Source organism: Aeromonas sp. Marseille-Q7275 (assembly GCF_965119515.1).
Genome location: NZ_CBCPLW010000015.1, coordinates 38,442 through 63,079 on the forward strand (window position 1 = coordinate 38,442; position 24,638 = coordinate 63,079).

A 24,638-nucleotide genomic window follows, 5' to 3' on the forward strand; every position below is an offset into this window, starting at 1 on the left:
ATACCGGTCAGCCCAGCTGGCCGGTATTTTTTTGGCCGATGCGCGGCATATGGATCCTGCCAAGCCTTGCCTTGCAGGCGGTTGCGCGTTAGATTCAGCCAAACTTTATACAATATACAATTTTGCAACCTGCCCGTGACTCAAGCATGACCCTACCCTACAAGACCCGTACCCAGATGGTGATGGAGAACCTCCGCGGCCGGATTTTGCGTGGGGAGTTTGCGGCAGGCGCCCCCCTGCGTCAGGACGCCATCGCCAAGGAGCTGGCGGTGAGCCGCATTCCGGTGCGGGAGGCGCTGATGCAGTTGGAGGCCCAGGGGCTGGTGAAGTTCGAGGCCCATCGCGGCGCCGTGGTCACCATGCTGGACGCCTCGGCCATCGAGGAGCTCTTTTATTTGCGGGCGCTGCTGGAAGCCGATACCCTGTTCCACGCCGTCGACCTGATGACGGAGGAGACCTTCGCCAAGGCGCAAGCCATCCTGGCCCAGTTTGATCTGGCGCTGGAGTCCGGCACCCAGATCGAGCACTGGGCCGAGTTGAACCACAGTTTTCACGCCACCCTCTATCAGGCCGCCAATCGTCCCCAGGCACTGGATCTCATCGCCCAGATCAATCTGAGCTGCGATCGCTACGTACGCTTCGAGCTGCTGTTCGCCCAGGGCGGCGTGGACAAGGCCGAGCGCGAACACGCCCGCCTGCTGGAGCTGTGCCGCGCCCGCCGCAAGCACGAGGCCGTGGTCCTGCTCAAGCAACATATCGAGGCGGCAGGCCAGTCGATCCGACAGATCCTGGCAAGCGGCCACAATCAGTGAACACTCACATCATCACAATCTGGCAATAACGACATGAATCATTTCGAGATTATTGAAACCCGCGTCGCCCAGGTCAGGGCCACTCTGGCCACGTTGGAACTGGACGCCTTCATCGTTCCCCACGACGACGAGCACCTGGGGGAGTACATTCCCGCCTATGCCGAACGGCTGGACTGGATCACGGGTTTCAACGGCTCCGCCGGCCTCGCCATCATCATGGCGCAGCGGGCGGCCCTGTTCGTCGACGGTCGTTATACGGTGCAGGCCCGCATGCAGGCACCGGCCGAGCTGTTTGAGTTTCTTCACCTGAACGAAGATCCCCACGTCCAGTGGCTGGCAGAGCAACTGCCGTCCGGCGCCCGGGTCGGCTTCGATCCCCGCCTGCACAGCCTCGCCTGGTACCAGAGCGCCAAGCCAATACTGGCCGAGCGCGGCATAGCGCTGGTTCGGGTCGATGAGAACCCCATCGATCTGCACTGGAGCGATCGCCCCGCCCCGACCAAGACCCCTGTCATCCTCTACAGCGAGGAGCTGGCGGGCCAGTCCAGCCAGGCCAAGCGCGAGCTGCTGGCGGCGGACCTGCGCAAGCGCGGGCTGGATGCGGTGCTGCTGACCCAGGCCGAGCCCATCAACTGGCTGCTCAACCTGCGCGGCCGCGACGTGGAGCGGCTGCCGGTAGTGCTGGGCTTTGCGGTGCTCTACGCCAACACCAGCATGGATTTCTTCGTCGACACCGACAAGATCGACTGCATCGCCTTCACCCGCCACGTGGGGCAGGATGTCTCCGTCTACCCCATCGACAAGCTGGGTGACGTGCTGCAGCGCATCGGCGAGGATCAGCAGAAGGTGCTGGCCGACCCCAACACCGCCAACGCCTGGACCCAGCTCGTCATGGAAGAGGCGGGCGCCATCCTGGTGGCAGGGCAGGATCCGACCATGTTGCCCAAGGCGTGCAAGAACGCCGTGGAGCTGGCCGGCATGCAGCGCGCCCATCTGCGCGACGGCGTCGCCGTCACCCGCTTCCTCGCCTGGCTGGATCGCCTGATCGCCTCCGGCGACTATCAGGATATGGATGAGGGCACCCTGGCCGATCGTCTAGAAGCCTTCCGCCGCGAGCAGGATCACTACGTCGAGCCGAGCTTTGACACCATCTCGGCGCTGGGTCCCAACGCCGCCATGTGCCACTACCGTCACACCAACGGCACCCCGCGCCCCTTCGGTCAGGACAGCATCTACCTGGTGGATTCCGGTGCCCAGTATCTGGACGGCACCACCGACATCACCCGCACCGTCAAGGTCGGTGAGGTCACCGACGAGCACAAGGCCATGTTCACCCGGGTGCTGCAGGGTCATATCGCCCTGGATCAGGCCCGCTTCCCCCGCGGCACCGCCGGCATCCAGCTCGACGTGCTGGCCCGCATGCCCCTGTGGCAGGCCGGTTACAACTACGACCACGGCACAGGCCACGGGGTCGGCCACTTCCTGAGCGTGCACGAAGGCCCGCAGCGCATCGCCCCCAAGGGCAGCCTGGTGGCCCTGCAGCCGGGCATGGTGCTCTCCAACGAACCGGGTTACTACAGGGAAAACGGCTTCGGCATCCGCTGCGAGAACCTGGTGGTGGTGACCGAGCTGGAGCAGGTGGGCGAGCTGGCGATGCTGGGCTTCGAGCGGCTGACTTACGTGCCGTTCGATATCCGTCTCATCGATCGCAGCCTGTTGAGCCAGGCCGAGTTCCGCTGGATCAACGACTACCATGCCGAGGTCTACCGCCGCCTGAGCCCGCTGCTGGAGGGCGAGGATCTCGCCTGGCTGGAGCAGGCGACCCGCCTCATCTGATCGCAGACAATCGAGGTTGTCCGGTGAAACAGGGCCTGCGGGCCCTGTTTCTTTATCCGTGGTCTGCCACAGCCGACCCGCTTGCATCGACTCCTCTGGCCTTCTACCCTGTGCCTCCTTTTTTGGCTGCCCCGCAGCAGAAACCCGATGAGAGGAGCCCTGATGCACTCGTCCCCCGTATTACGCCTTGCCACCTACGCCGACATGCACGCCATCTGGCAGATCGACGCCGACGTCTTCGGGGAGGATGTCTACCCCGCCTTCTTCTTCCGTCAGGCCATGGATCTGTGGCCCGCCTTGCTGGTCGTGGCGGAGCTGGAGGGCAGGCTGCTGGGTTATGCCCTGGGAGGCCTGGGTCAGGATCGGTCGCAGGGCTGGCTGCTCTCTCTGGCGGTGCGGCCCGAGGCCCGCGGCTTTGGCCTGGCCGAGCGCATGATGCGGCAGGTGGAGCAGGCACTGGCAGAGCTGCAGGTGGCACGAGTCAGGCTGACCGTGGATCCGGCCAATCCGGCCCAGCGCCTCTACTTGCGCCTCGGCTACGTCCTGCTGGCCGAGGAGCCCGGCTATTTCGGCCCCGGGGAGGATCGCCTGCTGCTGGAGAAGGCCCTGAGCTGACCCGCATCGGGGGCTGACCGCCGTTCAGGCCACATAATTGGTTACACTTTGCGGGTTTAATGCACAATCCGGTTGGCGTAGAGTGGAATGCATCAAACCGATTAACCCGATGCCCGCCCAGGAGGCCCATCATGTTGAAACGTATTGCTCTCGTCACCCTGCTGGCCGCCACCACCGCCATCACCGGCTGCGCCAACAGCGACGTCTACTCCGGCGATGTCTACACCAAGGATCGCGCCAAGCAGGTTCAGACCGTCAGCTACGGCACCATCATCTCCACCCGCCCGGTCAAGATCCAGGCCGATGAGAACTCCCTGATCGGCACCATAGGCGGCGCCGTGGTCGGTGGCCTGCTCGGCAGCACCATAGGGGGCGGTCGCGGCAGCGACATCGCCGCCGCCGGGGGGGCCATCGCGGGCGCCGCCGCAGGCAAGGCTGCCGGTGACAAGCTCAACCAGGTGGATGGCGTCGAGCTCGAGATCAAGAAAGAGAACGGCGAATCCATCGTCGTGGTGCAAAAGGCCAGCCCCACCTTCGTGCCCGGCGCCCGGGTCCGCATGACCCAGGGCAATGGCAGCATCAACGTGGCCGTGGTGAACTGATCCCGACGGACGCTTTCCATCAGCAAACAAAAAGGTGAGCCTGGGCTCACCTTTTTGCATTCAGTGCAAACCTGGTCCCTCAAGCATCCAGGTGCAGCCAGGCCGCAATGGCCAGTTGCAGGCCCACGAGATCGGCGCCGTGCAGCAGGGCCGACAGCCGCTCTTCCCCCGCCTCCGCCAGCAAACGCTGCTGCACCCGAAGAGCGGGCAACCAGGCAGGGACCGGCGCCAGGTTCTCGGCGGCCTCGACCACCAGGTCGCAACCCTGCAGCATCCCTTGCAGCGCCAGCGGCCGCTCCTCATCCCCGCACTCCAGCCAGAGCTGCTCGTGATGCTGCCAGAGCTGCAGGCCGAGCGTGATGCAGGCCTTGCCATCGAGCCCGCCGACATCCGGCAAGGGTTGCGCCGCCAGGGGCTTGCCGAGCCCCGCCAGCCGATAGCCCCGCTGCGCCTTGGATTGGGCCCCCAACCTGACGCCCCCCAGCTCCGCCAGACGCGCGGCCAGCCCGAACAGGGCCCTCGCCTCGCCGGACTTGAGCTCCAGCTCCAGCTCGTCGATGTCGTTGCGCCCCAGGGCACCGCCGATCTCCCCTCTATCCCAGGCCAGTTCAATCTGTGCCCCCTCGAAGGCGATGAGCCAGTGACGGCGCAGGAAGTCGGTGCTGAATTGGGCCACCAGAGTGGACTGGATCTCGTCGCGCACGGCCAGACTCGGCCAGATGGCATCAGGGAAGGCGGACAGGGTCGGCAGATCCCCGCTCACCGGGGCATTGTATTCGGGTCTGGCGTGCAGCCCGCCGACCACCTGGCCACGACATTTGATGGTCTGTTCGGAAAATTGGTCGCTGCGGCGGATCCGCAATCCCATGTCGAGCCGGCGTAAATCCAGCTTGGGCGTATCGAAATAGACATTGCCGAGGCTAACCTGCTCAGAGGAGATAATTTCAAGTGAATTCAGAAAGTTGGAGAGAGATTCTTGAATATTGCTGGTGACGAAAAACTTTATCTCGATCTCAGTTTGCATAGTCATTCCGGGCAGGCAGGCAACTTTGGGGGGCATGATCCGGGTCGCGAGGATATAATGCCAGCGATAGATAAGGATTAATTCACGGTTTTATTGATGGCACAGTTCGGTTATCCTGCGCCCCTCATAAAATCGTATCGAGTGTTTTTTCACCGACACAGGTTTGGCCATGCCAGTAAATACTATTTTGGGTCTTTTTGCCAAGTCCCCCATCAAGCCGCTGCAGAAGCATATCGTCAAGGTTCACCAGTGCTCCCAGCAGCTGGTTCCCTTCTTTGATGCCGTTGCCGAAGACCGTTGGGAAGATGCCGAAAAAATCCGGCAACAGATAGCCCAGCTGGAAAAAGAAGCGGATATTCTCAAACGCGAAATTCGCCTCAAACTGCCTCGCGGTCTGTTTCTGCCGGTCGCCCGTACCGATCTGCTGGAACTGCTGACTCAGCAGGACAAGATTGCCAATCGTGCCAAGGATATTTCCGGCCGCATGCTTGGCCGCAAGATGGAATTCCCCACCGAGATGCGAGCCGATTTCATGGCCTATCTCAAACGTTGTATCGATGCGACCGCCCAAGCCGAAAAAGCCATCGGAGAACTCGATGAGCTGCTCGAAACCGGCTTTAAAGGACGTGAAGTTGAAATGGTTGCCGAGATGATCCACCAGCTGGATCTTATCGAGGACGATACTGACACCATGCAGATCGGGCTGCGCCAACAGCTGCAAGCCGTTGAGCACAAGTACAATCCGATCGACGTTATGTTCCTCTACAAGATCCTCGAATGGGTAGGTGACCTGGCTGATCAGGCCGAGCGCGTTGGCGCCCGTCTGGAACTGATGCTGGCTCGTTCGTAATCGACTGACTGGGTAAACACTACTAATGGACATTATCGCAAATTACGGCACCACCCTGGTGCTCGTGGCGGCCTTGTTCGGCTTTTTGATGGCCTGGGGCATAGGTGCGAACGACGTCGCCAACGCCATGGGCACATCGGTCGGCACCAAGTCTCTGACCATACGTCAGGCGATCATCATCGCCATGATCTTCGAGTTCGCCGGTGCCTATCTGGCCGGTGGCGAAGTCACGGCGACCATCCGTAACGGCATCATAGATACCAATGCCTTCACCGATACCCCGGACCTGCTGGTGCTCGGCATGATAGCCTCCCTGCTGGCCGCCGGCCTCTGGCTGATCCTGGCCTCCTACTTCGGCTGGCCCGTCTCCACCACGCACTCCATCATAGGGGCCATCGTCGGCTTCGCCGTGGTGAGCGTCGGCCCGGAAGCGGTGCAGTGGAGCAAGTTTGGCGGCATAGTCGGCTCCTGGGTGGTCACACCGGCCATCTCGGGCATCATCGCCTACTTCATGTTCATCAGCGTGCAGAAGCTCATCTTCAACACCGACAACCCGCTGGCCAACGCCAAGCGCTATGTCCCCTTCTACATGTTCCTGACCGCGCTGGTCATCTGCCTGGTGACCATCAAGAAGGGGCTGACCCACGTCGGTCTGCACCTGAGCGACGGCGAGGGCATACTGCTCTCCATCGCCATCTCGGTGACCCTCTCCATCGGCGGCTGGTTCTACATTCGCGGTCAGCAGTACAACCCGCAGGATGACAACAAGATGCACTTCGCCAACGTGGAGAAGGTGTTCGGCATCCTGATGGTGATCACCGCCTGTGCCATGGCCTTCGCCCACGGCTCAAACGACGTGGCCAACGCCATAGGCCCGCTCTCCGCCGTGGTATCCACAGTCGAGAGTGCCGGCCAGATCACCGGCAATTCCCACATCGCCTGGTGGATACTGCCCCTTGGTGGCATAGGTATCGTCATCGGTCTGGCCACCATGGGTGAGAAGGTGATGGCCACCGTCGGCACCGGCATCACCCACCTGACCCCAAGCCGTGGCTTCGCCGCCCAGCTGGCGACCGCCGCCACCGTGGTGATCGCCTCGGGTACAGGTCTGCCCATCTCCACCACCCAGACCCTGGTCGGTGCCGTGATGGGGGTGGGTCTGGCCCGTGGCATCGCCGCCCTGAACCTGGGCGTGCTGCGCAACATCGTGGTCTCCTGGGTCATCACCCTGCCCGCCGGCGCCATCCTGGCCATCGCCATCTTCTACGTGTTGCAGGCCTGCTTCTCCTAAGCCGGTTACAACCTACAGACGGCAAAAAGCCCGGGTCGGTGACTCGGGCTTTTTTATGCTTCTGCGTTGCCTCAAACGGTCGATGACGCTTCGCTCATCGACCCTGTAGAGGCGCTTATTCCTCGATAAAGGTCCACTCGTCGCGCACCCGGCTGATGGCATCGAGCCGCCGCTTGGCGAGTTGCTCGCGGATCCCCTCCCCCTTGAAACCCGCCGCCACTATCTCCTTGACCGGCACCGCCTGGGCCGCCGCCAGGGCCTGGGCCACATAGTCCGGCTGACTGTAGACCTTCTCTTCGAAACCGGTACGACCGTGGAAGTCGGCACGGCAGGCATCCAGCAGTTGGGCGAAGCGCTCCGGCCTGCGCCAGGCATCCGCCTTGTCGAACACCTTGAGCAGGGTCGGCGGCTTGAGATCGAAGGCGATGTGGATGTGGGTGTGCAGATCGCTCACCAGCAGGGCCAGATCGCGGCAGTCGTTCGGCACCCTGAACCGCTCGCAGAAATCCCGGATGAGAGGCAACCCTTTCTGGCCGTGGCCGTGGTGGCTCGGCCAGAACGCAGGGGGGGTCAGGCCCTTGCCAAAGTCGTGGCAGAGGGCGGCGAAGCGGACCGGCAGATCCGGGGAGCGCTGGCAGGCCTGATCCAGCACCATCAGGGTGTGAATGCCGGTGTCTATCTCAGGGTGCCACTTGGCGGGGGCCGGCACCCCGAACAGGGCGTCCAGCTCGGGGAAGAGCGCCTTGAGGGCATCGCAGTCGCGCAACACCTCGAAGAAGACCCTGGGGGTCCGCCCCAGCAGCACCTTCTCCAGCTCCTTCCAGACCCGCTCCGGGGTCAGGTGGGCGAGCTCGCCGGCGTCGGTCATCTCCCGCATCAGCGCCAACGTCTCGGGGGCCACCGCGAAGCCCTGCTCATGGAAACGGGCGGCGAAGCGGGCCACCCGCAGGATGCGCAGGGGATCCTCGGCGAAGGCCGGGGAGACGTGGCGCAGCAGCCGCGCCTCCAGATCCTGGAGGCCGCCGTAGGGATCGTGCAGTTGCCCGCTCTCGTCTTCGGCGATGGCGTTGATGGTGAGATCCCGGCGCAGCAGATCTTGCTCCAGCGTCACCTCGGGGGCGGCGTGGCAGACGAAGCCGGTATAGCCCCGGCCCTGCTTGCGCTCGGTGCGCGCCAGGGCGTACTCCTGCTGGGTGCTGGGGTGGAGAAACACCGGAAAGTCGCGGCCGACCTGGGTGAACCCCAGGCTCAGCATCTGTTCCACAGTGGCGCCGACCACCAGATGATCCCTGTCCCCCTGGGGCAAGCCCAACAGGCGATCACGGACCGCCCCCCCAACCAGATAAATCTGCACACGCACTCTCCCTCGATAAACCTGCCTCGATGATACCGCTTTTGGCCGACAGACACGACGGATCCCGGCTCGGGAAGAGCGACTACCCTCTGATCATTCGACCCCGCGTCTCATTGCCGTTTGAGCCGGTGACCGGGATGCCCCTCTTATGGTATCCGGGTCTTTGACATCCCTCTGGGGAGGCTTTAACCTGCCGCCATAACAATGGAATGGATCCTTATGTACACACAGTTCTTCGGTCTGTCGGAGCCCCCGTTCTCCATCTCGCCCAACCCCAAATATCTCTATATGAGCGAACGCCACGGGGAGGCCCTCGCCCACCTCAACTACGGGTTGCAGGACGGCGGCGGCTTCGTGCTGCTGACGGGGGAAGTGGGCACGGGCAAGACTACTGTCTCCCGCTGCCTGCTCCAGCAGCTGCCCGCCGAGACCGAGATCGCCTACATCCTCAATCCTTCCCTGACCGAGCGGGATCTGCTGGCGGCCATCTGTGACGAGTTCCAGTTGCCCTATGCCGAGGAGGCCAGCCTCAAGCAGCTGTTCGATCTCATTCGCGATCACCTGCTGGCCAACCTGGCGGCGGGCAAACGCAGCGTGGTGCTGGTGGATGAAGCCCAGCATCTGCTGCCCGGCGTGCTGGAGCAGTTGCGCCTGCTCACCAACCTGGAGACCGACGAGAAGAAGCTGCTGCAGGTGGTGCTCATCGGCCAGCCGGAGCTGCAACAGATGTTGCGCCAGCCCCTGCTGCGCCAGCTGGCCCAGCGCATCACGGCCCGCTACCACCTGCTGCCGCTCTCCTGTCAGGATGTGGACGCCTATGTGCGTTTCCGGCTGCAGGTGGCGGGCTGTGTCCAACCCATCTTCACCCCCAGGGCGATCCAGACCCTGCACCGCCTCTCCGGCGGCATCCCGCGCCTCATCAACCTCATCTGCGACCGCGCCCTGATCGCCGCCTTCGCCCGCGGCAGCCACAAGATAGCCCACGGCGACATCAGCCTGGCGGCCTATGAAGTGAGCGGCATTCGTGACGAGGGAAGCTGGCAGTCCGGCCTCACCGTGACCCTGGCAGGCGCCCTGCTGGTCGCCGCCGGCTGGTGGGGCTGGCAGTTCTTCGGCGTCTTCCCTGCTCGCCCCCTGGTCAAGGTGGAGGTACCGGTCAAGGTGGATGAGACGCCGGAGCAGCTGGAACAGCTGACCCGCGCCATCAATCAGGCGATTTCACCCGACGTGGCCATGCAGAACCTTTACAGGGTGTGGGGCTACCAGACCGAGCTGGAGGAAGCGACCTGTGACGACGCCCCCCGTGCCGGTCTGCGTTGCCAGGAGGGGGAAGCCACCCTGGCCGAGCTGCAGGCCCTGCAATATCCCGCCCTCATCAGCCTGACCGATGAAACGGGAGGACTCTATTACGCCACCCTGGTCAGCCTGGGGCCGGACAAGGCCTCCCTGCTCATCGGCAATCAGAGCTGGCAGGTGGACAGGCAGTGGCTGTCCGATGCCTGGGGGGGCAGTTATACCCTGCTGTGGCGCATGCCCAAGGGCGGCGTACCCCTGATAGGCAGCAATGCCAGCGCGGCCCAGGCCCAGTGGCTGGACAATGCGCTGAGCCGCGCCATGCAGCAGCCGGATCGCAAGGTGAGCCGCTTCGATGCCACCCTCAAGAGCAAGCTGCAGCAGTTCCAGCGCGAGCAGGGGCTGACCCCGGACGGCATCGCAGGCAGCAATACCCTGCTGCGCCTGAATGCCGTGGCCGGTGAACCCATGCCGAGGCTGGAGGATGAATCCCTGCGTGCCAGCACCCCTGTCGATCTGGATGCCGTGGCGGACGACGCCATGGATCCCCTGATGGAGGATGCCTCCTGATGTCTACCCTGCTCAAGGCCCTGCGCCGCGCCGACCAATCCCAGTTCACTCCCCACATGCCCCTCATGGGCCTGCCCGTGGGCCAGGAAGAGGAACCGAACCGCCGCTGGATCTGGTGGATGCTGGCCCCCCTTGCCCTGATCATGGGGGCGGCCGCCAACTATGGCTGGCACCTCTATCATCTCAAGCCCATAGAACAGCAGATCGAGGTGAAGGAGGTGGTGACGCCTCCCTTCGTGCGGGTCGAGCCCAGACCCATGATCACCCGCCCGCTGCCTCCGCCCCTGCCTGAGCCCGTGGTGCAGCCCAAACCCGCTGCTGCGGCCCCCGCGACGGCGACCGCCGGCAACGGCACCCAGAGCCTGGCAGAGCGCATCATGATGGCCCTCAACAACACCCCGCTGGTGGAAGAGACGGCGCCCCAGGCCCAGCCCCAGGCCGGCGCCATGCCAATCAGCGCCCTGGATCCCGCGCTCAAACAGCAGGTACCTCCACTGACCTATGGCGCCCACAACTTCTCCTCCGACCCGGCCAAACGCGCCGTGGTGCTCAACGGGCGGGAGTTGCACGAGGGCAGTGAGGTCGCCCCCGGGGTGCAGCTGGTCGCCATCGCCCAGGACTACATCATCCTGCAGGTCGGCGGTCAGCATGTCAGCCTCAAGGCGCTGCAGGACTGGCGCGGCTGAACGAACCACAATGGCAAGCCGGGCCTGCGGGCCTGGCCGGCAGTTCAAGAGGGAGCCCGAGAGCTCCCCTTTTTAATCAAAACATGAGAACCCCGTGAGCAATTCAGATAACAGCACTTTCGCCACCCGGATCCTGGACTGGTACCAGATCCACGGCCGCAAGACCCTGCCCTGGCAGGAGGACAAGACCCCCTACCGGGTCTGGATCTCCGAAATCATGTTGCAGCAGACCCAGGTCGCCACCGTCATCCCCTACTATCAGCGCTTCATGGCCCGCTTCCCCGATGTGCTGGCGCTGGCCGACGCCCCCATCGACGAGGTGCTGCACCACTGGACCGGGCTTGGCTACTACGCCCGTGCCCGCAACCTGCACAAGGCGGCCCAGCAGATCCGCGATCTGCACGGCGGCCTGTTTCCGGAGCGACTGGACGAGGTGATGGCCCTGCCCGGGATAGGTCGCTCTACCGCCGGTGCCGTACTCTCCCTCTCCCTCGGCCAGCCCCACGCCATTCTGGACGGCAACGTCAAGCGGGTGCTCACCCGCTGGCTGGCGCTGCCGGGCTGGCCAGGGCAGAAGCAGGTGGAGAACGATCTCTGGGAGCTGGCGACCCGCCTCACCCCAAGGCTAGGCGTGGCCCACTACAACCAGGCCATGATGGACATGGGGGCCACCGTCTGTACCCGCAGCAAGCCCGCCTGCGATCGCTGCCCGGTGCAGGCCGATTGCCAGGGGCTGTCGCAGGGCAACCCCACCGCCTACCCCAACAGCAAACCGAAGAAGAGCATTCCGGCCCGCAACGGCATCATGCTGATCATCCGCCACGGCGACCAGCTGCTGCTGGAGAAGCGCCCCCCCCAGGGGATCTGGGGCGGCCTCTACTGCTTCCCCCAGGTGGAGTCCCTGGCCGAGATCGAAGGGCGCCTGCAGGGGCTGGGACTCGATGAGACCGACTACCGGGAGCTCGCTGGATTTCGCCACACTTTCAGTCACTTCCACCTCGATATTCGGCCCTTGCTGATCGAAATGGCTGCCCCGCCCCCCCCCTTGCTCATGGAAGCGGATTCCCGACTCTGGTATAACTTACGCCATCCTGCCGAGGTGGGATTGGCGGCCGCCACGGCCCGCCTGCTCGCCTACCCGGACTTACAACCACAGAGGTCAACATGAGCCGTACCGTATTTTGCCAGCGTCTGAAAAAAGAGGCTCCTGGCCTGGATTTCCAACTCTATCCCGGTGAACTCGGCAAGCGGATCTTCGACAACATCAGCAAGGAAGCCTGGACCGAATGGCAGAAGAAACAGGTGATGCTGATCAACGAGAAGAAGCTGAACATGATGAATCTCGAGCATCGCCAGCTGCTGGAAAAGGAGATGGTGAGCTACCTGTTTGAAGCGGGTGAAGTGGCCATCGACGGTTACACCCCTCCCAGCCAGTAAACCGAGTCGGCGAGCAGGGCGCAGAGTGCCGAAGCCCGGCATCTGCGGCCATGCGGCTCCCGCCCGGTGCCAATGAGTTGTCCCTGTGATCCAGGCTGAGTGGCCCTCGACGGCTGGCCCTCTTCTGGTTCAAGGCAAATGAGTGACGGGCGGCCTCACCGCCCAGTTTGAGGATCTTATGGGTCGAATTTTTTGGCTGCTGTGCGCCCTGCTGTTTCTCTCTGCCTGCTCCTCTTCTCCCAAACCCGGGGCAGAAGACGAGGATCTGGTCAACGGCAAGGACATCCGCGGCTTCGAACACATGATCAGTGCGCTCTCCCATAACGTGAACGAGATATGGGGACGTGAGGCACTGTTTGCAGGCAAGTTTGACTACGTCAAATACACGGATCAATACAAGAGCCGGGCCCACGTCGACTTCTCCAGCGGCCACATCATGGTGGAGACTGTCTCGGGCATCGATCCCCGCGCCCACCTGCGCCGTGCCATCATAGAGACGCTGCTGACCCCGGACGATCCGGCGGAAGTGGATCTCTATTCGGATAGAGAGATCATGCCCGGTGGCGAGCCCTTCCTCTATGGCCAGGTGCTGGACACTCAGGGTCAGGCCATCCGTTCCAGCTGGCGCGCGGAGCGCTATGCCGACTACCTGCTGGCCAGCGCGATGAAGAAGCGCACCCTCGGCATCCGCACCATCTTCTTCGTCGACATCCCCATGGTGGCCAACCATGAGGACAAGCGCGGCTACAAGTACGCCAGCATCATCCGCGAGGCCTCCCGCAAGTACGGCGTCGCCGAGAGCCTGATCTATGCGGTGATCAAGACAGAGAGCAGTTTCAACCCCTATGCGGTCAGCCATGCCAATGCCTATGGTCTGATGCAGGTGATCCCGGCCACCGCCGGACGGGACGTCTATGTGCGGGTCAAGGGCAAGAACGGTCAACCAACCCGGGAAGATCTGTTCAATCCGGCCTACAACATAGACGTGGGAACGGCCTATCTGCACCTGCTGCAGACCGTCTATCTGGCGGATATCCAGGATCCCCAATCCCGTCGCTATGCGGTGATCTCCGCCTACAACGGTGGTGCGGGCGGGGTGCTCAATACCTTCTCCAGCAACCGCAAGGCGGCCCCTGACATGATCAACCGGCTCTCCCCCGAGGCGGTCTATCAGGTGCTGACCGAGCAGCACCCCAAGGCGGAGGCCCGTCGCTACCTCTACAAGGTCAATCAGGCCGAGAAAGGGTTCAAGCGCACCGTCGCCGTCCGGGCCGGCTGACGGCAGCCAGAAAAACAGGAAGGGCGCTTATCTAGCGCCCTTCCCATCAGCATGGTCTGCAAACTTACTTGGCGATGAAGCCGCCCTTGCTCTGGGGAGCGGCACCGACCTTTTCCAGGTGCTCGACCTCGACCTCTGTCTTGTTCCAGCTGTGGTCAACCTCGCCGCGGATGCGGATCAGGTCGTTCGGGCCCACTTCAACGCCGCGCCACACGTCCCCGTCCACTTCCACTTCCACTTCGCCGCTCTCATCGCGGAAGCTGTAGTTCTCGCCGCCAAGGTGCTTGACCAGCTTGCCTTCCAGGGTCACCCACTGATCATCTGCCACGTCTTTCAACTGCGCGACCGAGACCTTGTTCTGCTCCTGGGGGCCTGTGTAGGCCGCCATGGCGAAAGAAGAGACTGACATCAGGGCCACCAGGCCGATTACCTTTGCTTTGTTCATTTTCACGCTCCTGTCATTGGGTATGCAGGCATCTTGCCCGGGCCGGCGTGAAACAAACGTGAAGCCTCCCCCATCCAGGGGAGGCCAGTGTGACCGCAATCGATTTAATGCCCATGGCTTGCTGCAAGAATGTATTCGAGTGGATACCGTGCAGCCTGGCAACAGGGGTCCCCAGCCCCTTGCCTTCGAGGAACAGCCCGCAGGCAGCGCCTGCATCCACTCCATGAGAACAGCAACATGACCAAATGGCTTCTGTGTTTATTGGGACTCTTCGCCCTGACGGCCCATGCCGCCGAGACGCGTCCCCCCTTCTCCCGCATAGTGATGTTCGGCGACAGTCTCTCCGACACCGGCAAGATGTATGGCAAGATGCGCGGTTATCTCCCCTCCAGCCCGCCCTACTATCAGGGTCGCTTCTCCAACGGCCCGGTCTGGCTGGAGCGGCTGACCCAGCCGTTCCCGGGGCTGAAAATAGTCAACGAGGCGGAAGGGGGGGCCACCGCGGTGGCCTACAACAAGATCTCCTGGAATCCCAAGTACCAGGTCATCAATAACCTGGACTACGAGATCACCCAGTTCCTGGAGAAGGACAGCTTCAAGGAGGACGATCTGGTGATCCTCTGGGTCGGCGCCAACGACTATCTGGCCTACGGCTGGAATACCGAGCTGGATGCCAGGCGGGTGCGCGACGTCATCAGTGACTCGGCCAACCGCATGGTGCTCCATGGGGCAAAGCAGATCCTGCTGTTCAACCTGCCGGATCTGGGCCAGAACCCCTCGGCCCGCAGCCAGAAGGTGGTGGAGGCGGCCAGCCATGTCTCCCGCTATCACAACGAGCTGTTGCTGAACCTGACACGCCAGCTGGCCCCTACCGGCATGGTGAAGCTGTTCGAGATCGACAAGCAGTTCGCCGAGATGTTGCGGGATCCGCAGAACTTCGGCCTGAGCGACACCGAGAATGCCTGCTACGGCGGGGGCTATGTGTGGAAGCCGTTCTCCTCCCGCAGCGCCGCCACCGACAGCCAGCTTGCTCCCTTCAATGCGCAGGAGCGCCTCGCCATCGCCGGCAACCCCTTGCTGGCTCAGGCCGTTGCCAGCCCGATGGCTCGCCGCAGCGCCAGCGAGCTCGACTGTGAAGGCAAGATGTTCTGGGATCAGGTCCATCCGACCACGGCCGTGCACGCCGCCCTGAGCGAGCGCGCCGCCACCTTCATCGAACGGGAGTACGAGTTCATCCCCCGGTGATGAGCAGACTGATGCAAGAGGCCGACTTCACGTCGGCCTCTTTATTGGAGTCAGTTGTTTCCCACAACGAACAAATGAAACTCGTATGACACTCATCACAGAATCGGGTCATGCCCCTACAGTCATCAGCCGACTCCTCTATGATGCAGATGGTTATCACAATATGTTTTATATCAGTTGCTTGTGGATTTTAAAAAGCGAGCTAGGTTTAAACATGTTGTGGCTGGATACAGGCCCAACCCATGAGGTGAGGCGACACAAGGTTCGATCTCCCCCACAGACAAAATTGCAGAGGCTTCATATGAACAAAACACTGATTACCTTGCTGGTTTCAGGCTTGCTTGCGGCCAACGCTCAGGCAGCCGGACAAGACAACACCTGGTATGGCGGTGCCAAACTGGGTTGGTCCAACTTCTACGGCGTCGACGAGAGCAACACCATCACCACCGAAGACAAGGACGACGATGAGGTGGGGGCCGGTGTCTTCGCCGGTTACCAGATCAACCAGAACCTGGGGATCGAGCTCGGTTACGACTACCTCGGCAAGCTCAAGTACAACGGCACCAGAAATTCCGCCGTCTTCAACGACTCCGTTGAGGCGCAACTGGCCCAGTTGACCCTGAAGCTCGGCTTCCCGGTGGCAGAGAACCTGGATCTCTACGGTCGCCTCGGTGGCGGTTACGGCTGGACCAGCAGCGACAACTTGGACAGTGACAACGACTTCACTTTCGTCGGTGCACTCGGTGCCGAATACGCCTTCAACCTGGATTGGGCTGCCCGCCTCGAGTACCAGTACAGCTCTCCTTATGGCAGCCGTGAAGACACCGGCCTGCGCATGGACAATGGCCTGCTCTCACTGGCCGCCGTCTACCGCTTCGGTCAGGTAGCGGAAGCTATGCCGGTCGCCGCCCCGGCGCCGGCCCCCGAACCCGTCATGGTCGACAAGCAGTTCACCCTGAGTTCGGATGTGCTGTTTGACTTCAACAAGGCCACCCTCAAGCCGGAAGCCGGTCAGGCGCTGGATACCCTCTACAGCGATATCGAAGCAGCCAGACCCAAGGATGGCTCGGCCACCGTCATCGGCTACACCGACCGCCTCGGCTCGGAGTCCTATAACCAGAAGCTGTCCGAGCAGCGCGCACAGACGGTCGCCGACTATCTGGTTGGCAAGGGACTGCCCGCCGGCAAGGTCAACGTGGAAGGTCGTGGCGAGAGCTCACCGGTCACCGGCGACAGCTGCAGCAGCGGCACCAAGAATGAGCTGATCGTCTGCCTGGCCCCGGATCGCCGGGTTGAGGTCAAGGTGCAGGGGGTCTCCGAGGTTCAGCAATAACCTCACCCCACCCGCAATGGATAACAAAACGGGAGGCCCAGGCCTCCCGTTTTTCATTGTCCCGTTCAGCCGCGGGTACGCACATCCGCCGCTATCTGATCGAGCAGTTGCTGCCAGCCCTGTCCCAGTTCGTCGACCAGGACGCCATAACCATCGGCCGGCAAGACCCGCTCCTGCTGGAAGGGCACGTCCCGCAGCACCACCCCCTCCTCCGTCAGCAAGCGCCAGCGGCCGCTCAGCAGGGCGCGACCATCGTGCCGCCCCTGGAAGCGTTCGACCGAGATGGTCAGCACGGGTCCCTTGCGGGCCCCATCTTGCCGTATCACCCAGCCCGGCAGCCTGCTGGAGAGGCCATTCAGGGTGAGCTGGTTCAGCTGGGCATCCAGTGAACCCGCCCAGCGATGGTACTCGGCAAAGTGCAGCTCCTTGCCCTCCAGCTGATAGACCAGACTCATCCGATCCAGCTGGCCAGAGAGGGCGACGGGACGCAGCACCAGCTGGTGCCGGGGCTGTGCCGTGATACCGTTCGACTGCGGGATCTCCGCATCCAGCGAGTAGTAGTGCAGTGCCGTCGGCGCGGCGCTGCATCCCGCCAGCAGGCCCAGCAAGGCCAGGGTCATCATCCGTTTTTTCATCATTTTCCTCGCTTGGGCTCAGGATCCTGGGGACGGGAGCGGTCGAAGATCAGCGAACTGGGCTGCTCGTTCAGGGAATGGACCAGGGGTTGCAACTCCCCCATCAGCTGATTGAGAGACTGCACCGACTGACGCAGCTCCTGGTTGGTCTGGGAACCGGCATCATAGGTCTGCAACGTCTCCTGCAGCTGCTTGAGACTCTGGTTGAGTGACTCGGGCAACTGCTGGGTCGAACGCTGACCGGTGAACTGCTCCAGATTGGCACTCACCGCCTTGATGTGCTTGAGCGTCTTGTCCAGGGTCGCCAGGGTGGTATTCACCTGCGTCAGCGTGGTGGCCATGTCCATGTCGACGAACTTGTCGAGGATGAGGTTCACCTTGCGCTCTATCTGATCCAGCCCGGCCTGCACGGTCGGGAACACCTGATAGCCTGCCAGCTTGATGGGCTCATAGGCGGGGGCATCCGGATAGAAGTTGAGATCCACCACCTTGCCGCCGGTCAGCAGACTGGACGTCTTGAGGCTGGCCCGCAATCCCTCCTTGAACTGCTTGCTGAACAGGGCACGCCACTGCTCCCGCTCCGCATTGGCGTAGCGATGGGAGAGGCGCTGTACCTCGATGCGGGCCAGCACGGGGATCTGCCGGCTCTTGAAGATCTGCACCCCCTTGTCGTCGATGAGGTAGGGGGCAGAGATGACGGTGCCGACCCGGATGCCGCGATACTGCACCGCCGCTCCGGGGTGCAGGCCACCCACGTTGTCCTCGAACAGGAAGACGTAGTCGATGAATTGATCCAGGCTACCGGCCAGCACGCTCGCCTCGTCCTGGAACAGGGTGAAGCTGTCCATCTGCTTGACCGGCTCACCGGGTGTCCAGCCCGGTGGCAGCCCCATGGTGATGCCGCCGTCCAGCAGGCTCTCGAGCGAATCCATCTTCACCTTCATCCCCTCGCTGCTCATGGAGACCTCGAAGCCCGGGGTCAGCCAGAAGCGGGAGTTGCTGCTCACCAGGATGTCGTAGGGGGCATTGATGAAGAGCTGGTACTGCATCTCGCTCTTCTCCGGCAGGAACTTGGCCTCCTCTATCTGGCCAATGGTGAAGCCCTGATAGCTGATGGGGGAGCCGATCCCCAGGGCACGCGCATCGCGGCTGCTGAGGGAGAGCCTCAGCCCCTTGGCGTCCACCGAGGCGAGCGGGGGCTTGTCCAGCATGGCGTATTCACCGCGCGCCTTGCCCTTCTTGCCCGGCGCGAGTTCGATGTAGGCCCCGGAGAGCAGGGTGCCAAGACCCGACACCCTCCCGCCCGACCCTGGGTTTGACCACCCAGAACTGGCTGTCCTTCTTGAGCATGCCGGCGGCGGCATTGGTCAGACGGGCCTTGAGCACCGCATGGCTGTAGTCATCGCTGAGCTCCACCGCCTCGATGCGACCCACTTCCACCTCGCGGGAGCGGATCACCGTCTTGCCCGCCACTATGCCCTCGGCGGTGGCGACCGTCAGGGTGAAACTGGGGCCTTGTGAATACCAGTGCTGGAACAGCATCCAGACTCCGATGAACAGCGCCAGCAGCGGCACCATCCAGATAGCGGCGGCCGAGCTCATAAAGTCAGAGCCCGGTTTCCACCTCGTCTTACGCTCACTCACGTTCGCGCTCTCCTTGTTGTAAATCCCAGATCAGGCGGGAATCGAAACTCATGGCGGCCACCATGGTGATCAAAACGACCCCGGCAAAAGCAATGGCCGCGGGGCCCGGGTAGATGGTCATCAGATTATCGAGCCGGATGAGGCCAGCCAATATGGCCACCACGAAGACGTCGATCATCGACCAACGCCCCACAAATTCGGTCATGCGATAGAGCTTGAGCTTGCCAAGGGGAGAGCCGACCCGGCCACGCTGCACCATGTAGCAGAGCCACAGCAGTGCCAGTATCTTCACCAGAGGCACCACCACGCTGGCGAAGAAGATCACCGCGGCTATGGGGTATGAACCCATGGCCCAGAGCAACACCACACCACCCATGATGGTCGAGGGGCTGTCGTCCCCCAGAAAGACGGTGTCCATGATGGGATAGAGGTTGGCAGGAATATAGAGGATCACCGAGGTGATGAGCAGTGCCCAGGTGCGGTTCAGGCCGCCCGGCTTGCGGTGATGCAGACGATCGCCGCAACGGGAACAACTGTGGGCATCGCCGTCATTGAGCGCGCCGCAGATGTGGCAACCCACCAGCCCGCACGCCAGGGCGCTGGCCTCGGGATCCAGCTCCCTCGCCTCGGTCGGGCCGAACAGCCGCTGCCACAGCCACATCCGGTCCAGGGACGAGATCATCTTGATCAGCAGCACCGTGTAGCCCACGAAGGCCCAGAACGAGAGCCCCATCTTGACGTCCGCCATGCCCATCAGCTTGACCAGGGAGATGAGCACCCCGATGAGGAAGACATCCACCATCAGCCAGGGCTTGATCCGGCACAGCAGTCGACCGAGAGAGCGCAGGGCATTGCTGTGCAGATCCTTGTCGAGCCGCCACAGCACCAGCATGATGGAGCCGATATAGACCAGCGGCAGGCCGATCAGGGTCAGGCTCAGCACGGCCCCCAGAAACAGATAGCCCTGATCCACCAGGGTGGTGATGCACTGCAGGAAGGTCATCTCCTGCCCCACCCCCTTGGCCGAGAACGACATGAAGGTGAAGGCGTTGGAGAGCACGAACATGATGAGCGCCGCAAAGCCGTAGGCGATGGGCCTGCGCTCCTGCTGCGGCAAGTATCGGCTCAAGACGTGACCACAACGGGGACAACTGCTCGTCTCCCCCATGGCCAGCTCGGTGGCCGGCACCAGCAGGTCACACTCTTCGCACGCGGTCGCGTCATGGGTATAGGTAATTGGGTGTTGGTGTGAAACCGGATGCAAGATAGGACCCCAGCATGAGGCCGCGAACGGCCAGAGGCGCCAATTATTGCAGCCACCGCCGCTAACCACCAGCCCTGTTCATGTACAGAGCCTTAAGGGACGGGAGATAGATGGGCATAGCCCTTGGCCTGGAAAGGGGGCTGATGACATAGCCCGACCCGGCATCAAGGGAAGAGGGGCATATTTATCTGCAGATTTGCGCAAGCTCCCGCACCGCAGCCCCCGTTCACCGATGCTTTGGCGACGGGGTGAGAATGACTTTGACAAGCCTGTGACCATTTAGCACAATCAAACGCCACTTTTTTTCCGCGGGACAATAATTTATGACAACTGAATCCCCAAGCTACTCCACCATAGAGCAGGCTTTCTCCCTTGGGAACGGGCAAGATTCTGCCCTCAACTGGTTGCGCAAGAACCGCAGTCAGGTCGCCATCTTCCTGGTGAGCGGCATCAAGCTGGAGGGGACCATCAGTGGCTTCGACCAGTACAGCGTGCTGTTGACCGATGCCCATGGCAATCAGCAACTGGTCTACAAGGCCAAGATCTCCACCATCGCCATGCACTCCGGCCGCCCCCAGGTCAGCATCCAGCGCGCCCGCAAGCCACGGGTCTCCATGGCCCCGCGCCCCCACGGCGGTCCGAGCCGTTATGACGACAACCAGGGCGGTAGCAGCGAGCAGTGATGCTCGCCTCCTCCTGACTCTGAACTTGCCGCTGCGTCAATCGGTGACGACGCGCATCCCCACTCTCATGTCATGCCTGTCCCGTATGAGAGTGGGTCTTCTCCCCCAGGCCGCCTCGACGACCAGCCCGTTTGCTCAGCAGGTCAATCCGACCGGCTTCCCTTCCTTGACCATGCACACCTGCATGCCCGCGGCCTCACCGGCCTGCGCCCCTATGCCCGTGTCCTCGAACACCAGACAGCCCTCAGGCTCGACCCCGAGTCGCCGTGCCACCAGCAGGAAGGTATCCGGGTGGGGTTTGTGCAGCTCCACATCGTCGGCGGTCACCACCACGGAGAAGTAGCGATCCAGCCCGGTATTGCGCAGCACCGCCTCGGCATTGATGCGGGGTGAGCCCGTGCCTATCCCCATGGGAATGAGGCCGTGATGGCGCCTGACCAGATCTAGCATGGCCGGGAAGGGGGTCGCCTTGTGCAGGTTGGCCACGTAGTGCTCCGTCTTGCAGCGCGTCACCATCAGGGGATCCAGCGCGATCTGCTGCACCTCGGCCACCAGCAAGGCTATCTTGCGACTGGGCATGCCACCCAGCTCATAAAACCAGTCGGCATCGAACTGAAAGCCAAACTCGCGGGCGGTATGCTCCCAGGCGGCCAGGTGCAGGGGCATGGAGTCCACCAGGGTGCCGTCGAGGTCGAAGACCAGGCCTTGAAATCCGGATAGGGTCATGGTGCAGGATCTGTCTGTGAAAAATGGGCCCCCATTCTAGCCAGACCCGGGGATCATCGCCACGCATCAAGGGGCGAGAAACGCTTGCGACCACATTTATGCCGGGCAAGAGGGCCGCCGCCCTGAGGCAGCGGTGAAGGTGAGAGAAGCAGGCCCGGGTCAGCGATAGGCCAGGGTACAGGCCCGCCCCTGCGACTTGGCGTGATAGAGCGCCTGATCCGCCTGTTCGGTCAGGGTCTGCCACCCCTTGTCCAAGGAGGGGATGAGATAGCTGAAGCCGATGCTGACGGTGAGCATGCTCGCCACCCGGGAGGCCGGATGGGAGATCTGCAGGGCTTCCAGTCCCTGGTGGATCTGCTCTGCCAGTCGCTCCGCCTCCCCGGGTTGCGGGGCGCACAGCAGGATCACGAACTCCTCGCCACCATAGCGGGCCACCAGATTGGTGCGCCGCCGCTCCGTCTCCTGCAGCAGGGCCGCGACCCGTTGCAGGCACTGATCCCCCTTGCCGTGACCGAAGTGGTCGTTGTAGGACTTGAACTCGTCCACATCTATCATCAGCACCGCCAAGACTCCCTGATGGCGACGCGCCCGCTCCCACTCCCGCTCCATGGTGATGTCCCATTGACGGCGGTTGGCGATCCCGGTCAGTGGATCCTCCAGCGACAGCAGGGAGAGACGTCGGTTGGCCTCCTCCAGCGCCCGGTTGGTGTCGGCCAGCTGCCGGGTTCGCTCCTGCACCCGCAGCTCCAGGTCACGGTTGAAGCGCTCGAGCGCCGCCTGGGTGCGCTGGCGGATCAGCAACTGGGAGAGCACGGCGGCATACTGCTTGAAGATCTCGCTCTGATACGCCTTGAGCGGGCGCCGCCAGAGCAGGTTGTCGGCGGCGATCCAGCCGATGGGGGTGCCCCCGTCCCAGAGCGACACCATGGCATTCCAGCCCCGCCCCACCTCCTGCTTCTCGTAATAGAGCGGAGTATCTTCCAGCACCAGCACATAGTCCTTGCGGCGCAGCGCCTCCTGCACCGTGGGGTGATCCGGAATGGCGCTGATGAAATGGCGCTCGTCGATGAGCTCGCCCGCCTCGTTGGTGCCCCAGGTCCCGTGCATGGTCTTGAATTCACTGTCCGTCAGGAAGATGGCGATGCGATCGAACTGCAGCTCCTGGCGCGCCAGCACCACGGCATCGTGCAGCAGGCGATCCTCGCTGTCACAGCGCGACAGCTTGACCCCCACCTGGTGCAGCGCCTGCAGCATGCTGAGGAAGGAGTCCTGCAGGGCCTGGCTGCGGACGAGGTCGGCCTGGGTATGGATCCGCTGATCCCGCTCCAGATCGACCTGACCGGCGAGCCGACGACTCTCCAGCTCGGCGGCGAGGTAGTGCATCAGTAGCTGTATGCTCTGCTGCTGACGCCTTGGCAGACGATCGAGGCGGCGCCGGGTTTCCAGATAGACCACGGCCTCCAGCCCCTTGTGGCGTTTGAGCGGGAAGCAGGCACGCAGGCGCGGAACCTCAGGCTCGACGCTCTCCCAGATGGCGCTGGTCGGCGCGATGGGCTCCACCAGCAACTGGCCGAGATCGAGGGAGCGCTCTATGAAGAGGAGGGGCAGGTCGAGGGAGCTGAGCAGGTCGGCGCTCAGACAGAGCAAGCCCTGCTCGGGCCTGTAGTGATAGAGCTGGGGCGTCGGCGCCCGCAGCCACAGATAGATCTGCTCGGCCTCGGTCTTTTCTCTGACCGCGGCCAAGGTCACTTCACAGAGATGTTCAAAACTGGTGAAGTGCTCCGGATCCCATTCTTGCATGCCAAATCATCCTTGGTTGTATCCAAGCGAGTATATCGGCAAAGCCTGGCCATTAATTGACCTGGCAGTCAAAAGCGAGATCCAGAGCCCAGTTTTTACAACAGATTCAATGCCTGCATTGCGGCGCGGATCCGCTCGCGGGTGGCGTCAGACAGCGGCATCACCGGCAGACGGCACTCCTCGCTGCACAGTCCCAGCAGGGAGACAGCGTATTTGGCGCCCGCCGGGCTCGGCTCGGCGAACATGGCCTGATGCAGCGGGATCAGCTTGTCCTGCAGCTCGCGGGCGGCCTGCCACTCGCCGGCCAGGGTCAGGTTCTGGACCTCGGCCACCAGCTTGGGGGCCACGTTGGCCGTCACCGAAATGCAGCCCTGACCACCGCCGATGTTGTAGGCGACGGCGGTGGCATCTTCACCGGAGAGCCAGGCGAAGGGCTTCTTGATGAGCTGGCGCTCGGTCCAGGGGCGGGCCAGATCGCCGGTGGCATCCTTCACGCCGGCGATGCGCGGCAACTCGGCGAGGCGGGCCAGGGTCGCCGGCTGCACATCGACGATGGCGCGGGGCGGAATGTTGTAGACGATGATGGGCTTGGTGGTGGCGTCATGGACCGCCTTGAAGTGGTGGAACAAGCCTTCCTGATTCGGGCGGTTGTAGTAACCGGCCACATGCAGGGTGGCGTCCGCCCCCATCTGCTCGGCGAAACGGGTGTATTCGATGGCTTCGACCGGGTTGTTGGACCCAGCGCCTGCGATGACAGGGATCCGTCCCGCCACTTGCTTGACCACCAGCTCCACCACCCGGCAATGCTCGTCGTGGGTCAGGGTCGGGCTCTCCCCCGTGGTACCGACCGGCACTATGCCATGGGTCCCCTGCTCTATGTGCCACTCCACCAGGCGAGCCAGTGCGGCCTCGTCCAGCTGGCCCTGTCGAAATGGGGTGATCAGGGCAACTATCGAACCTTGAAACATGGGATTTCCTTCTCCTAAACAGATGGATTGGTCAATAAAAAGCCCCGGTACGGGGGTCGCTACCGGGGCTTGAATCGTCTCAGAGATGAGAGGTTACGCGCGCACGCCAGCAGGCCCGAATGTCAGGCTGTGTTTATGCTTTCGTTTCGATACGCATGACCGCATTGCATCATCTCTGGATAAATAAGGTGTCTGGGCATATTTCGGGAACACAGCATAAATGTCAAGGCGAAAGCGGCCATGTAT

The 24,638-nt window shown here is 62.8% G+C and carries 22 protein-coding genes and 1 pseudogene; 14 read left to right on the forward strand and 9 right to left on the reverse strand.

From position 1 onward, the window contains the following. Positions 1 to 146: 146 nt before the first annotated feature. The 4 genes from ACWPWQ_RS14635 to ACWPWQ_RS14650 all read left to right on the forward strand — a co-directional run bounded on the left by ACWPWQ_RS14635 (position 147) and on the right by ACWPWQ_RS14650 (position 3,865). Positions 147 to 812 (forward strand): GntR family transcriptional regulator, encoded by a 666-nt coding sequence (locus tag ACWPWQ_RS14635; protein ID WP_139433938.1) that lies wholly within the window; start codon positions 147 to 149, stop codon positions 810 to 812. Positions 813 to 845: 33 nt separating this feature from the next. Beyond that, the gene (locus ACWPWQ_RS14640; RefSeq protein WP_454010116.1) at positions 846 to 2,648 is read left to right on the forward strand and encodes an aminopeptidase P family protein; all 1,803 of its coding nucleotides are present in this window, start codon (positions 846 to 848) and stop codon (positions 2,646 to 2,648) included. Positions 2,649 to 2,810: 162 nt separating this feature from the next. Continuing rightward, entirely contained in the window at positions 2,811 to 3,263 is a 453-nt protein-coding gene (locus tag ACWPWQ_RS14645) for a GNAT family N-acetyltransferase (protein WP_454010117.1), read from the forward strand. A gap of 131 nt (positions 3,264 to 3,394) precedes the next feature. Beyond that, positions 3,395 to 3,865, forward strand: a complete 471-nt coding sequence (locus ACWPWQ_RS14650) for an outer membrane lipoprotein (protein WP_139433935.1) — start codon at positions 3,395 to 3,397, stop codon at positions 3,863 to 3,865. A gap of 79 nt (positions 3,866 to 3,944) precedes the next feature. On the opposite strand, the gene ACWPWQ_RS14655 is transcribed toward ACWPWQ_RS14650, so the two are convergent. Then, positions 3,945 to 4,889, reverse strand: a complete 945-nt coding sequence (locus ACWPWQ_RS14655; RefSeq protein WP_454010118.1) for a CYTH domain-containing protein — start codon at positions 4,887 to 4,889, stop codon at positions 3,945 to 3,947. A gap of 169 nt (positions 4,890 to 5,058) precedes the next feature. Here ACWPWQ_RS14655 and ACWPWQ_RS14660 point away from each other — a divergent pair, with 169 nt between their 5' ends. Together ACWPWQ_RS14660 and ACWPWQ_RS14665 are read left to right on the forward strand one after the other, a co-directional pair. Beyond that, complete coding sequence (locus ACWPWQ_RS14660) at positions 5,059 to 5,739, forward strand: TIGR00153 family protein (RefSeq protein ID WP_025328355.1); 681 nt, start codon at positions 5,059 to 5,061, stop codon at positions 5,737 to 5,739. Positions 5,740 to 5,764: 25 nt separating this feature from the next. After that, positions 5,765 to 7,030 (forward strand): inorganic phosphate transporter, encoded by a 1,266-nt coding sequence (locus tag ACWPWQ_RS14665; protein ID WP_106885734.1) that lies wholly within the window; start codon positions 5,765 to 5,767, stop codon positions 7,028 to 7,030. A gap of 115 nt (positions 7,031 to 7,145) precedes the next feature. Here the strand turns inward: ACWPWQ_RS14665 and ACWPWQ_RS14670 are convergent, their stop codons facing one another. After that, complete coding sequence (locus ACWPWQ_RS14670; RefSeq protein WP_454010119.1) at positions 7,146 to 8,384, reverse strand: multifunctional CCA addition/repair protein; 1,239 nt, start codon at positions 8,382 to 8,384, stop codon at positions 7,146 to 7,148. Positions 8,385 to 8,603: 219 nt separating this feature from the next. Here ACWPWQ_RS14670 and ACWPWQ_RS14675 point away from each other — a divergent pair, with 219 nt between their 5' ends. The 5 genes from ACWPWQ_RS14675 (at position 8,604) to mltC (ending at position 13,649) form a co-directional block, all read left to right on the forward strand. Next, positions 8,604 to 10,247 carry an ExeA family protein gene (locus ACWPWQ_RS14675; RefSeq protein ID WP_342059635.1) on the forward strand — a complete coding sequence of 548 codons (1,644 nt, stop codon included), beginning with the start codon at positions 8,604 to 8,606 and terminating at the stop codon, positions 10,245 to 10,247. Continuing rightward, on the forward strand, positions 10,247 to 10,933 hold the full coding sequence (exeB, locus tag ACWPWQ_RS14680; RefSeq protein WP_342059636.1) for a GspB family T2SS assembly factor variant ExeB: 687 nt from the start codon (positions 10,247 to 10,249) through the stop codon (positions 10,931 to 10,933). The genes ACWPWQ_RS14675 and exeB overlap by 1 nt, the downstream gene beginning before the upstream one ends. A gap of 94 nt (positions 10,934 to 11,027) precedes the next feature. Continuing rightward, a complete protein-coding gene (gene mutY / locus ACWPWQ_RS14685) occupies positions 11,028 to 12,101 on the forward strand; it encodes an A/G-specific adenine glycosylase (protein ID WP_139433931.1) in 1,074 nt (357 codons plus the stop codon). Next, positions 12,098 to 12,370, forward strand: a complete 273-nt coding sequence (locus tag ACWPWQ_RS14690; RefSeq protein WP_139433930.1) for an oxidative damage protection protein — start codon at positions 12,098 to 12,100, stop codon at positions 12,368 to 12,370. The genes mutY and ACWPWQ_RS14690 overlap by 4 nt, the downstream gene beginning before the upstream one ends. A 178-nt stretch (positions 12,371 to 12,548) precedes the next feature. Further along, on the forward strand, positions 12,549 to 13,649 hold the full coding sequence (mltC, locus tag ACWPWQ_RS14695) for a membrane-bound lytic murein transglycosylase MltC (RefSeq protein ID WP_139433929.1): 1,101 nt from the start codon (positions 12,549 to 12,551) through the stop codon (positions 13,647 to 13,649). 64 nt (positions 13,650 to 13,713) lie between these two features. On the opposite strand, the gene ACWPWQ_RS14700 is transcribed toward mltC, so the two are convergent. Continuing rightward, positions 13,714 to 14,094 carry a YgiW/YdeI family stress tolerance OB fold protein gene (locus ACWPWQ_RS14700; RefSeq protein WP_247625466.1) on the reverse strand — a complete coding sequence of 127 codons (381 nt, stop codon included), beginning with the start codon at positions 14,092 to 14,094 and terminating at the stop codon, positions 13,714 to 13,716. A 237-nt stretch (positions 14,095 to 14,331) separates the two neighbouring features. On the opposite strand from ACWPWQ_RS14700, the gene ACWPWQ_RS14705 reads away from it, so the two are divergent. Next, entirely contained in the window at positions 14,332 to 15,339 is a 1,008-nt protein-coding gene (locus tag ACWPWQ_RS14705; RefSeq protein ID WP_202047279.1) for an SGNH/GDSL hydrolase family protein, read from the forward strand. A 301-nt stretch (positions 15,340 to 15,640) separates the two neighbouring features. After that, positions 15,641 to 16,672 carry a porin OmpA gene (ompA, locus tag ACWPWQ_RS14710; RefSeq protein WP_202047280.1) on the forward strand — a complete coding sequence of 344 codons (1,032 nt, stop codon included), beginning with the start codon at positions 15,641 to 15,643 and terminating at the stop codon, positions 16,670 to 16,672. A 65-nt stretch (positions 16,673 to 16,737) separates the two neighbouring features. Here ompA and ACWPWQ_RS14715 read toward each other — a convergent pair whose 3' ends face one another. The 3 genes and pseudogenes from ACWPWQ_RS14715 to ACWPWQ_RS14725 form a co-directional block, all read right to left on the reverse strand. After that, complete coding sequence (locus ACWPWQ_RS14715) at positions 16,738 to 17,307, reverse strand: PqiC family protein (protein ID WP_202047281.1); 570 nt, start codon at positions 17,305 to 17,307, stop codon at positions 16,738 to 16,740. Then, positions 17,307 to 18,951 (reverse strand): annotated as a pseudogene (pqiB, locus tag ACWPWQ_RS14720) (intermembrane transport protein PqiB). Before pqiB ends, ACWPWQ_RS14715 begins: the two are co-directional and overlap by 1 nt. Beyond that, positions 18,944 to 20,215, reverse strand: a complete 1,272-nt coding sequence (locus tag ACWPWQ_RS14725) for a paraquat-inducible protein A (RefSeq protein ID WP_342059640.1) — start codon at positions 20,213 to 20,215, stop codon at positions 18,944 to 18,946. The pseudogene pqiB and the gene ACWPWQ_RS14725 overlap by 8 nt, the downstream one beginning before the upstream one ends. 323 nt (positions 20,216 to 20,538) lie before the next feature. On the opposite strand from ACWPWQ_RS14725, the gene hfq reads away from it, so the two are divergent. Beyond that, positions 20,539 to 20,898 (forward strand): RNA chaperone Hfq, encoded by a 360-nt coding sequence (gene hfq, locus ACWPWQ_RS14730; protein ID WP_005327536.1) that lies wholly within the window; start codon positions 20,539 to 20,541, stop codon positions 20,896 to 20,898. Between the two features lie 135 nt (positions 20,899 to 21,033). On the opposite strand, the gene ACWPWQ_RS14735 is transcribed toward hfq, so the two are convergent. The 3 genes from ACWPWQ_RS14735 to dapA form a co-directional block, all read right to left on the reverse strand. Next, complete coding sequence (locus tag ACWPWQ_RS14735) at positions 21,034 to 21,624, reverse strand: HAD family hydrolase (RefSeq protein WP_454010120.1); 591 nt, start codon at positions 21,622 to 21,624, stop codon at positions 21,034 to 21,036. A 159-nt stretch (positions 21,625 to 21,783) separates the two neighbouring features. Further along, complete coding sequence (locus ACWPWQ_RS14740) at positions 21,784 to 23,424, reverse strand: GGDEF domain-containing protein (RefSeq protein WP_454010121.1); 1,641 nt, start codon at positions 23,422 to 23,424, stop codon at positions 21,784 to 21,786. A 95-nt stretch (positions 23,425 to 23,519) separates the two neighbouring features. After that, on the reverse strand, positions 23,520 to 24,392 hold the full coding sequence (dapA, locus tag ACWPWQ_RS14745; RefSeq protein WP_042648184.1) for a 4-hydroxy-tetrahydrodipicolinate synthase: 873 nt from the start codon (positions 24,390 to 24,392) through the stop codon (positions 23,520 to 23,522). Positions 24,393 to 24,638: the final 246 nt, after the last annotated feature.